General features: G+C 49.1%; 7 protein-coding genes. 1 reads left to right on the top strand and 6 read right to left on the bottom strand.

The genetic code is table 11. The features are described 5' to 3' along the window. Positions 1 to 22 precede the first annotated feature (22 nt). Positions 23 to 2,713, bottom strand: coding sequence for a TonB-dependent receptor (locus BUC01_RS02615; RefSeq protein WP_083595425.1), 2,691 nt, complete (start codon positions 2,711 to 2,713; stop codon positions 23 to 25). Positions 2,714 to 2,950: 237 nt separating this feature from the next. On the opposite strand from BUC01_RS02615, the gene BUC01_RS02610 reads away from it, so the two are divergent. Next, on the top strand, positions 2,951 to 5,743 hold the full coding sequence (locus tag BUC01_RS02610; RefSeq protein WP_073312632.1) for a sensor histidine kinase: 2,793 nt from the start codon (positions 2,951 to 2,953) through the stop codon (positions 5,741 to 5,743). Between the two features lie 69 nt (positions 5,744 to 5,812). Here BUC01_RS02610 and BUC01_RS02605 read toward each other — a convergent pair whose 3' ends face one another. The 5 genes from BUC01_RS02605 to BUC01_RS02585 all read right to left on the bottom strand — a co-directional run bounded on the left by BUC01_RS02605 (position 5,813) and on the right by BUC01_RS02585 (position 11,717). Beyond that, positions 5,813 to 7,252, bottom strand: coding sequence for an NADH-quinone oxidoreductase subunit N (locus BUC01_RS02605; RefSeq protein ID WP_073312631.1), 1,440 nt, complete (start codon positions 7,250 to 7,252; stop codon positions 5,813 to 5,815). A gap of 32 nt (positions 7,253 to 7,284) precedes the next feature. Beyond that, a complete protein-coding gene (locus BUC01_RS02600) occupies positions 7,285 to 8,766 on the bottom strand; it encodes a complex I subunit 4 family protein (protein ID WP_073312629.1) in 1,482 nt (493 codons plus the stop codon). Between the two features lie 49 nt (positions 8,767 to 8,815). After that, positions 8,816 to 10,705, bottom strand: a complete 1,890-nt coding sequence (gene nuoL, locus BUC01_RS02595) for an NADH-quinone oxidoreductase subunit L (protein WP_025834893.1) — start codon at positions 10,703 to 10,705, stop codon at positions 8,816 to 8,818. A gap of 78 nt (positions 10,706 to 10,783) precedes the next feature. Then, on the bottom strand, positions 10,784 to 11,092 hold the full coding sequence (gene nuoK, locus BUC01_RS02590) for an NADH-quinone oxidoreductase subunit NuoK (protein ID WP_025834892.1): 309 nt from the start codon (positions 11,090 to 11,092) through the stop codon (positions 10,784 to 10,786). Positions 11,093 to 11,201: 109 nt separating this feature from the next. Continuing rightward, positions 11,202 to 11,717: an NADH-quinone oxidoreductase subunit J family protein gene (locus BUC01_RS02585; RefSeq protein WP_025834890.1), complete on the bottom strand. Its 516-nt coding sequence runs from the start codon at positions 11,715 to 11,717 to the stop codon at positions 11,202 to 11,204. Between the last annotated feature and the right edge of the window lie 137 nt (positions 11,718 to 11,854).

Below are 11,854 nucleotides of genomic sequence, written 5' to 3'. Positions count from 1 at the left end.
CTGTCCGGGTTTTGGTGATTTTTTACAGGTTGTAGCTGAAACCGACTTCAAATCCTGTACCTTTCCTGAAACGTTCCACTTCCACCTTCTCTCCGGTGGTGGGCGCTTCCTGTTTGAAAAGGATGTCCTGGTTCAGCAGGTCGTTGACTTGCAACTTCACCGTGAGGCGTTTGTTGAAGCGGTAACTGCCTGTGAAGTTCAGCGTATGTACCGGCTGTTGCTTGATGTCTCCCAGTCCGGAGATACCTACGGAATGGATGCGCGGGCCTTGCAGGTTGTAGAGCAGGGCAACGCTGAGCTGTCGTTCTTCGCTAAAATTTGGTGAGTAGGTGAGGTCTGCATTCGCCAGATAGGGCGACGCTCCCTGCAAGGCACGTTGGCTGTTGGTGTAGGCACCGCCTTCGGGCAGTTTCACGTTGGTGTACATGTAAGAGCCGTTGATGCCGAAACGCAGGTCTTTCACTATTTCTTTGCGGAATTCTATCTCCACACCCGTAGCCATACCGTCGTCCGCATTGCGGAAGGAGTGGACGGCAGAACCGCCTGCCAATGTCTGCACGCGTTCTATCGGGGCTTTCAGATGCTTGTAATAGCCTGTGATGGAGAGCATATCCCCGTTCTGTCTGAACAGTTCATAGCGCAGGTCGATGTTATAATTGTAACCATTCTGCAAGTCTGCATTACCGCGGATCTGTGCCGAACCGTAGGACTCCTGGTAGAGGAACGGTGCCATTTCGATGAACGAAGGCCGCGTCACGGTGCGGGAGAAGGCGAAGCGCAGACTGTTCTTTTCGTTCATCTGGTATTTCATGTTCAGTGCCGGAAAGAGGTCATTCTTGTTCAGTTCGCTGCGTCCGGCCTTTCCGCCGTCGGTGAAGTAGTCTACCCACTGCTTGCTGACTTCATAACGTACTCCCAGGTTTACCAGTAAAGGGGCTACCGGATAATATTCGGCGGAGATGTAGCCTGCATAGATATTGTTACCTGCCGTATAGCTGTCTTTGGGTTGCATTTTGCGGTCTATGGTGATGGAACCGTTCGTTACGTTCTCCATGTTGAGGAAGGCGTCCGTATCGTAAATATCGGTGATAGTGGGGTTCAGCTTGTTCAGGTTGTAGTAGAAGCGTGTGCCCATATAGTCGCGGTTCTTGTCCTTGTAGGTGAACCCGGCCTGCAACTTGTTGTTGTCGCCGAAGCGGTAGCTGGCGGTGAAGTCGCCCACCCACTCGTCTTCGTTCAACTCGCCGAAGTAACGCATGGTTTCCTGGCGGTTCAGTTTGAAGAGTTTGACCTGGTCGTCTTCACGGATATACATCACTTGCCGGCGGTCGGGCTCGTCACTGGCTGTCTTGCTGTACGAGCCGCTCCAGTTCACATCCCATTGGCGACCGAAGTGGTGCTTGCCGTTCACCTGGTGGTTTTGCAGGCTGTAGATGTGCGTCACGTTGTTGCTGCCTATCAGGTTGTGGTCTTCGTAGTCCATACCTTCGCGATGCATATAAGTGTCGATGGCATTGCGTGCATAGAAGAAGGTGTAGCCGATGCGGTCCGTTGTGCGGAAGCTATAACCCAGGTTGCCGAGTGCGGCTATTTTCAATTCGTTGGAGTAGCTGTCGTAGGTGAATTCGTTCAGGGTATTTCCGGTGGCTTCCAGTGTTCTTATCGAAGCGTCGTTCATGGTTTGCAGGTCGTTGCTTACGCCTACGGATGCCAGGAGACTGAGTTCGTTTCCACCGATGTCGAAGCGCTTGCCGAAACCGATGTTTCCGCCGAATTCGGGCAAGGAGGTTTTCTTGCTCACCTGGAAGCTGGTGTTGAAGAGGCGGTTGCTGCGGGCGTATTCTTCAAAGTCGGTGAGCGACATATCCGTTAGTTTCCGGTCCAGCGAGGGCGTTTTGAAGAGTGAGCCGTCACGGTCCATCTGGTAGAAATCTTTTCCAAGTGTATTGAACTTGCCTCCTGCATTGAAGCTGACGGTGAAGAAATCACTGCCTACATTCTCCTTGGTACTGATGTCGATGTGCGCTCCCGAATAGTCGGCAAAGGAACCTGCATCATATACTTTGCTCACGGTGATGTTCTGCACGGTGGAGGCGGGGAAGATGTCCAGCGGGATCAGTTTGTTGTCCGGGTTGGGGGAGGCGATGGGAAGCCCGTTCAGAGTAGTGGTGCTGTAGCGGTCGCCCAGTCCGCGCACAATCAGTTGTCCGGCACTGGCGATGGAGATACCTGTTATCTTCTTCACGCCTTCCTCCACATTGCTGATACCTTTGATACTCATTTCTTTAGCTCCGAGATTTTCGATGGCGAGGGTGGCTTTCTGCCGTTCCATTTGCAGGGCACGTTCACCTTCCAGGTTCTTCTTGGCCACTACGGAGACTTCGCCGAGAGCCTGTGCGTCACTTTCCATCTCGAAGTTCAGCATTGTTTCACTCTGTACCTTTACACTGTTCAGCAGGATGTCTTTATATCCTATATATCTCACGGTTACGGTGTACGTTCCGTTCTTCACTTCCAGGAGGTAGTTGCCGTCAATGTCAGCCACAGCGCCTTGTGCAGTTCCGGTGATCTGCACGGTGGCTCCGGTCAGCGGCTCCCGGGTTTGCTTGTCGAGAACGGTTCCTTTGATGTTGCCTGCCAGGGCGGTCATGGCAGAGAGGGTCAGTAGTAAAATAAGGAAAAACAGCTTTCCTAAATCCAGTTTCATACTCATCTTTTATAGTTTCTTATTTCCGGTGCAAAGATGCGGCAACGGAGTTACAACCGTAATACACATGTCATACAATTGATTCTCAATATGATTACATTTTGGTGACAGAACATCTTTTTATAAATAAGGCTATTCTACTAACTACTTGCTACTAACTACTCTTTTTGTTGATATGAATAGGAACAAATTCAAGAAGTAAACGTTATCTTTGCGCTATTTAGAATCTTAATAGACATTGATATGAGTGCTGTTTCTTCACATTCACAAGAATCGGAACGCTTTCGTCGACTCTCTGCTATCGGACAGATAGGGTGGTGGGAAGCTGACTTTACTACCCGGGATTACCTATGTTCTGAGTATGTATGTAATTTACTGGGTATGAAAGGGAATATCCTGACGTTCCGTGACTTCGGAATGTATATTCGTGAAGATTACCGTGAACGTATCAGTCGTGAGTTCGTCTCAATAGAAGAAGTTGAGGTGTACGAACAAACGTTTCCTATCCTTGCCATGCATGGGGTGGTTTGGGTTCGCTCCCGCCTGGGAGAGAAGTGGACGACGGAAGACGGGCACCTGAAAGCTTTCGGTATTCTCCAGGTGGTTGATGCACCGGAGAATATGGAGTCTACGGATATTCTGAAGCAATTCAACGCTTTGCTGTTCCGGCAACACTCCGTATCGAATTCCCTGCGCAATTTCCTGAAAGATAAATGCCTGGACGAGGTTATCCCGAAAGTACTGAAAGATGTGCTGGAACTTTTTCATGGCGGACGTGTATATATCTTTGAATATGATGATGAGTGCCATACCCAGAGTTGCACATACGAGGTAGTTGCAAAAGGAGTATCTCCGGAAATTGAACTGTTGCAAGACACTGACACCCGCGAAATAGAATGGTGGCACAGCCAGATATTGGCGGATAAACCCATCTTGCTGAACTCTTTATCCGAACTGCCGGAGAATGCAAAACAGGAACGTTATATACTGTCTATACAAGATATTAAATCATTGATGGTAATTCCTTTACGAAATACCGAACGCATCTGGGGATATATAGGCATCGACCTGGTAGAGCAGGAGCACAGATGGAGTAATGAGGATTATCAGTGGTTCTCTTCCCTTGCCAATATCATCAGCATCTGTATCAATCTGCGCCGTGCCAGGGATGAGGCGGAACGTGAGCGTTCTTTCCTGCGCAACCTGTACAAGTATATGCCCATGGGGTATGTACGCCTTTCCGTTATTTTCGGTGAGGGAGGCAAACCGATTGATTATCTCATCACGGATGCCAACCAGTTTAGTGCTGAATTATGCGGTGCACCACTGGATAGCTACCGGGGGCATCTGGCTTCGGAGATTTACTCGGAAGAAAGACTGGCTGAGAAAATGAAAGTCCTTGCCGAGATACACAACAGAAATACGTATAGGGAACAGGACGAGTACTTTGAATTGTCTGGCAAGACTTGCCACTGTGTCATCTATTCGCCCGACCCGGAAGAATTGGTTTGCCTCTACATGGATGTCACTGAAATGCGGCAGACGTATACGGCGTTGGACCATAGTGAAAAACTATTGCGTAATCTCTTCTCCAACATTCCGGTAGGCGTGGAATTCTATGATAAAGATGGATTCTTGATCGACCTCAATAATAAAGACCTGGAAATATTCGGCGTCAAGGATAAGGCAAGCACACTCGGCGTGAACTTTTACGATAATCCGAATGTGCCGATGGATATACGTGAAAGAGTCAAGATAGAAGATGAACTGGACTTTTCGCAGGACTATGAGTTCGCTTCGATTAGTAACTATTATGAATCGGTAAGAAAGGGTGGGATAGAACTCTACACCAAAGTAAGCAAGATATACGACAGCAAAGGCTGTTGCAGTGGTTTTGTACTCATCAACATCGATAATACGGAAAGGATAAGTTCCATTAACCGCATCCGTGACTTTGAAAACTTCTTCCTGTTGATTTCCGACTATGCCAAGGTGGGTTATGCCAAGTTGAACCTGCTCACTCGTGAGGGGTATGCCATCAAACAATGGTATAAGAATATGGGTGAGGATGAAGACACGCCATTGGCAGATGTGGTAGGCGTTTATGATAAGATGCATCCGGAAGACAGGGCGCGTATATTGGACTTCTTCGATAAAGCCAAGAAAGGGGAAGCTACGAGCTTCAAGAGTGAAATGCGTGTGCTAAAGGCCGGAACACTGAATAAATGGAACTGGGTGCGCGTGAATGTAGTGCTCAACCGCTACGACCCGGCGAATGGACTGATTGAATTAATCGGTGTCAACTACGATATCACTGAGTTGAAGGAAACGGAACAAAAGCTGATTGAAGCCAAGGAGAAAGCGGAAGAGTCCGACCGCCTGAAGAGTGCATTCCTGGCAAATATGAGCCACGAGATACGTACGCCGCTGAATGCCATTGTCGGCTTCTCAAGCTTACTGGTGGAGACGGAAGATTCGGAAGAAAAGCGTGAATACGCCAAGATGGTGGAAGAGAATAACGAACTGTTGCTTCAACTGATTTCAGATATTCTGGACTTGTCGAAAATAGAGGCGGGAACCTTTGACTTTAAATTCAGGGATTTCGACATCAACACCTTGTGCGGAGACCTTGCACGCTCCATGCAGTTGAGAGTGAAACCGGGAGTGGAGCTTGTTTTTGAGCCGACTTTGCCGCAATGCGTCATCGTCAGCGACCCTAACCGCTTGCATCAGGTAGTTTCCAACTTTATAAATAATGCCATTAAGTTCACCACCACGGGCAGCATCCGGATCGGCTACGATAAGCCGGACGAAAAGCATTTGCGGGTATATGTGGCAGATACGGGCATCGGCATTGCTCCCGAAGCCTGTAACAAAGTCTTCGATCGTTTCATTAAACTGAACTCTTTTGTGCAGGGCACAGGACTGGGACTTTCCATCAGCAAGAGCATCATCGAGCAGTTGGGTGGCAAGATTGGGGTGAATAGTGAGCTGGGGAAAGGTTCGACATTCTGGTTTATCCTGCCGCTGGAATAAAAAAAATGTGTACCGGAGATTTTATCCATCCGGTACACACTTTAGTGAAATAAGAATTAAACAGTTTGTTTATAGTCCGAACGAGAACTTGTCGATGTGCTGATAAACCACGCTTGCAAAGCTCAATACAATGATGCCGAGCGTACAGATGACAAGACTGGCACGCGTGTAGTTATCGCTGCGGAAAGCGGCGATAGGCTCATCACTCTTGTTGATATACATGGACTTCACAATCTTCAGATAGTAATAGAGTGACAACACAGTATTAACCAAGGCAATGAACACCAACAGATGGAAACCGCTGTTGAAGGCTGCCGCGAAAATGAAGAACTTCGAGAAGAAGCCTGCAAACGGAGGAATACCTGCCAGTGAGAATAAAGCAAGCGTCATGAGGAATGCTAACTTGGGATTGGTGCTGTACAGTCCGTTATACTCTTCGAGGGTGAAGCGATGGGCGCGCAAGGCGATAATCGTAATCACCGTGAACACGGAGAGGTTGGCGAACATATAGATAAGTACATAATATACCAGTGACGTCATGCCTTGTGCACTACCGCCAATCACACCCAGCATAATGTAACCTGCCTGTGAGATACTGGAGAACGCCATCAGTCGTTTCAGGTTCTCCTGGCGCAGGGCAAAGAGGTTGGCAAGGGTGATAGAGGCGATAATAACCCAATAGAGCACTTCCTGCCATTGGTCTATCATCGGAGCAAATACTTTAATCAGGATGGTCAGCAGCACGAAAGCAGCCGCACCTTTTGAAATAACGCTCAGATAGGCGGTCACGGTACTCGGAGCACCTTCGTAAACGTCTGCCGTCCAGAGGTGGAAGGGAACAAGGGAAAGCTTGAAGCCCATGCCGGAGAAGAAGAATACGAATGCCATGATTTGCAGAGGACTACCGGTCAGGTGGGCCGGAATGTCATCGAAATAGAGGGTACCTACCGTACCGTAAATCAATGAAAGACCATACAACAGCAAACCACTGGAGAAAAGTGCCGTAAGAATATACTTAGCGCCTGCTTCGGCGGAGTGGTGACGGTATTTATCGAAAGCCACCAGTGCGGCCATCGGAATACTTGCTGTTTCCAGTCCGATGAAGAACATCAGGAAGTGTCCGGCGGAAATCATGAAGTACATACCCAGCAGTGTGCAAAGCGTCAGCATATAGAATTCACCTTGTTTGATGATGGTGTCCGGCAGTTTCAGCCACTCGTGTGCCATCAGGAAGACAATCAGCGTACCGACACTGAGAATAGACTTCACGATGCTTTGTATCGGTGCATTGTGGTACATGCCGCCGAAAGCATCGGTAGCCGGGCCGGGTATGATAGTAATCAGCGTGTGTATCGTGAGCAACACGACAGGCAGCATGGTGTTGAGCCGTGGGTTACCATCTTTCTTATGCGCATCGGGGCTCATGAAAAGGTCGGCCACGAAGAGGATAACGATGACGGCTATCAGCGAAAGCTCTTCTTTGAGAATGAGAAATTGGGAATAATCCATATCTTGTTGAGTTATGAGTTATTAGTTATAAGTTATTGAAATATACTCACCAAAGGCAATACGCTGTCTCCAATCATCGTACTTATCCACAACGGGGCAATACCCAAGCCTGCAACGCAAACAATGAGGATAATGACGGCAGTGCGTTCATCCCAGGTAGCGTCGGTCAGTGCCAGATGGTGCTTGTTGGTGCAGGTGCCGTAAAGTATCTTGCCGACAAGACGGAGAATATAAACAGCAGTAATCACGATACTGGTACAGGCGATAATCGTCCATGTGCGGTGGAAAACATCTGCATGCTGGAAAGCACCGTTGAAGATAGTCATTTCGGCAACGAAACCGCTGAGGCCCGGAAGTCCGAGGTTGGCAAGTCCGGCAATGACGTAGCAGACGGCGAGGAAAGGCATGATTTTCATCAATCCCGAAAGCTCGCGTACGTCACGTGTGTGGGTACGGCCGTATATCATACCGATAAGGGCAAAGAACAAGGCTGTCATCAATCCGTGGCTGAGCATTTGCAGGACGGCACCTGTGCAGGCGGTCTGGTTCATCATCAGGATGGCGAAAAGTACAAGACCGCAGTGAGATACGGAGGAGTACGCATTGATATACTTCAAGTCCGTTTGTACGCAAGCCGAGAAAGCACCGTAGACAACGGAGATACCTGTCAGTATCAGGAAAATCCAGCCCAGTTCCTGTGCAGCTTCGGGCATCAGATACATGGCGATACGGAAACAACCGTAACCACCCAGTTTCATCAACACACCGGCGTGAAGCATACTTACGGCAGTAGGCGCTGAAGCGTGACCGTCGGGGCTCCATGTATGGAACGGGAACAGGGCACCCAGCACACCGAAACCGAGGAACGTAAGCGGGAACCAGATACGTTGCTGCTCGATGGGGATATTGTGCAATGCGGCAATGTCCAGCAGGTTCATGCTTGTGGCACCGGCACCGTAATAGATACCGAGGATGCCAATCAGCAGGAAGGCGGAACCACCCATCAGCATCAGCGTCAGTTTCATGGCTGAATATTCTTTGCGTCCGCTACCCCATACGCCGATAAGCAGGTACATCGGGATAAGCGCTACTTCATAGAACATGAACATGGTGAACAGGTCCGTGGAAATGAAGAAGCCGAATACTCCGAGGGAGAGCAGGGTGAACCAAAGGAAATATTCTTTCGTCAGCGGTTGCAGACGCCAGGAGGCAAATGTTCCGGTGAAGACGATGATGGCGGAAAGCAACAACATGGCTACTGAGATGCCGTCTACACCGACAGAATAATGTATGTTAAGTGCCGGATACCAGGGTACATCTGCGCGGAAAAGCATTTCGGCAGTGTCTCCGGCGGCACGGGCTTGCAGGTAGGCAATGGTCAGACCTACTGCGGCCAGCACCAGTGCCGATGCACCTACCACCATCACCGTGCGTATCTGCTTGAGATTGCGGCTCAGCCAAAGGCCAAGGAGCATCAGCAGGGGGATGAGAACAAAAATACTTAATATGTTCATCTTTATATTGCGTTTTTACTATTTACGAATTACGATTGACATTTCTCTACTACAGCACCAACAGCAGAATCAGTGCCAATGTACCCAACAGGAATACATAGGTGTATTGTTGAATCTGTCCGCTTTGCAAACCGCGTATCTCATCACTGGTGGCATTGGCACTCCAGGCAAGGAAGTTGAAGAAGCCGTCCACTACGTGGCGGTCGAACCAGGCGATGGGGCGGGAGATGCAACCGAAGATAATCTTGTGGGTGATGAACTGGTATATATCATCAATGTAGAAACGATGATAAGCAGCCGTCCACAACCCACGGAAGCGGCGGGCAAGTGCATTGGCAACGGGTTGTTTCGCCCGTGCATACATGGCCGTGGCAATCGCGATGGAGACAACGGCTACGGCAATACTGGTACCCGCTACCGCCCAATCGAGATGAATCTCGTAGGCTGTGCCGTTGGAAGAAATGAACTTTCCGAAGGGGATAAAACCTGCCACGATAGTTACAACGGCAAGGAACATCAACGGGAAAGTCATCGCTAACGGGCTTTCATGGGGCGTGTGCTCAGCATGGAGTTCCTTGTTCTCTTTACCCCAGAAGATACCGTAGTAAAGACGGAACATATAGAACGCCGTCATTGCCGCAATCACTGTCATAATCCAACCCATGACAGGGCTGAACTGGAAGCATGCCGTCAATATCTCATCTTTGGAGAAGAAACCGGAGAACGGGGGAATACCTGCAATGGCAAGACACGCAATCAGGAACGTGATGTGTGTCACAGGCATGTACTTGCGCAGCCCACCCATAGCAGACATCTCGTTGCTGTGTACCGCATGGATAATGCTACCTGCACCGAGGAAGAGCAACGCCTTGAACATGGCATGTGTAAATAGGTGGAACATCCCCGCCATATATCCCAAACCTCCATGATGCGGATCGGCAGAAGTACAAACTCCCAGTGCCACCATCATGAAACCAATCTGTGAGATTGTAGAGAATGCAAGCACCCGCTTGATGTCACTCTGCACGCAGGCTACCGAAGCGGCATAAAATGCCGTGAATGCTCCGATGTAAGCCACCAAATGCAGCACATCCGGTGCATAACCGATGAACAGCGGGAACATCCGCGCCACCAGGTAAACTCCGGCCACTACCATTGTAGCCGCATGAATCAATGCGCTGACAGGCGTAGGACCTTCCATAGCATCCGGCAACCAGATGTGCAACGGGAACATCGCACTCTTTCCGGCACCACCGATGAACATCAGCCCGAGGGCCAGGGGAATCATCGCTGCGCCACCTTTCAGCAATGCCATTTCGCTGGGCTGGAAGGTATATGTGCCGGCATAATAACCGTAAACAAGGATACCGATCAGGAAGCCCAGGTCGGCAAAGCGGGTAACGATGAACGCCTTTTTGCTTGCCGCAACAGCGGACGGCTTCGTATAGTAGAAACCGATGAGCAGATAGGATGAAACACCCACCAACTCCCAAAACAGGTACATCTGGAAGATATTAGTAGCCACCACCAGACCAAGCATAGACATGGTGAACAGGCTGAGGAATGCATAATAACGTTGGAACCCGCGTTCACCCTTCATATAGCCGAAAGAGTAGACATGTACCATCAGCGATACGGTGGAGATGACAATAAGCATCATCACTGAAATAGGGTCGAGCAAAATACCCAGGTCGATGCTCAGCGTCTCGGTGAAAGGCAGCCACGTCACATTATAAGGCATAAGTGTGTCGAAGGTACCATCCGCCAGGCGCGGAGCGGAGAAATATTGCCAGGCAGTGGCATAACTCAATACGGTCACCACAGCCAATACCGTGGTACCGATGATGCCTGCCGTCCGGTGCGTCATCCATTTGCCACCGATTCCCAACGTGAGGAAGGAGAGCAAGGGGAGGAGCAGGATTAGAATTGTATATTCCATATATACTTTATTTTATCAGTTATTATTCTTGTTATCTGACGGTCATCGCGTCAGGAGGTGTAACACGCCGCTCACAAACTACCACTTCAACTCGTCCAGTTTGCCGACCTGGATGCTTCGTATATTACGGTAGATGTTAATCATAATCGCGATAGCTACTGCCGTTTCGGCTGCTGAGATGGCAATGGAGAACAGGGCAAAGAAATACCCTTCCAGTCCGCCGGGGAAAAGGAAACGGTTGAACACTGCGAAATTGATGTCAGTAGCGTTCAGTATCAACTCGATGCTGATCAGTATGGCCAGTGTGTTGCGGCGGGTGAAGAACCCGTAGATACCGGCGAAAAACATGATAGCCGAAACTATCAGATAATATTCCATGTGTATCATGTAAAACTGCGTTTTAAATTAATAATTAATAATTAAAGAATTAAAGCGGTGCGATGATGCTGCATCGGCCTTTCATTCTTTCATTATTCATTCTTTCATTTGCTTGTCATCACCGTTTACGTGCAATCACCAGTCCGCCTACGATACATGCCAGCAGCAGGATACTGATGGCCTCGAAGGGAAGTAGATAACCATATTTATCACTACTCAGCATGGCGTTTCCAATGGTTTTAATATTGGTTTCCAACGGTGCAAGGTCGGTGGTGACGATAAACTTATGTTTCAGCGTGATAAACACTACGATGATGGCTCCCACCACGGTGGCACCCAGGCCGGCCAGCAGTTTGCTACGCTTCAACTTGTCGATAGTACGGTCTCCTTCGCCACTGGTCAGCAGGATGGAGAAGACGTAGAGTACAACTATACCGCCGGCATAAACCATGATTTGTACCGATCCCAGGAATGTGTAGCCCAGCAGGAAGTAGATGCCTGCCGTGCCGAAAAGCGTGAACAGCAGATACGTTGCCGAGCGTACCATATGGCGTGTGGTCACGGTGAGAATGGAACACGCGGTGATGAACACTGCCAGAAAGTAGAATACTACGGTTTCAAGGGTTATTTCCATATTCTTTTAACTTTATTATTTCTTAATTCTATCTCCGTTCTCCTCCTTCAGGGAGGAGGAGTACCCGAAGGGGGAGGTGGTAGGAAGGGAAGTTCTTTTTAAAGAATGATTTATCTTTATGTTTCTACCTACCACCC

This window comes from Bacteroides stercorirosoris (genome assembly GCF_900142015.1).
Taxonomy (GTDB): Bacteria; Bacteroidota; Bacteroidia; order Bacteroidales; family Bacteroidaceae; genus Bacteroides; species Bacteroides stercorirosoris.
This window is presented reverse-complemented; position numbering and strand designations above follow the sequence as displayed.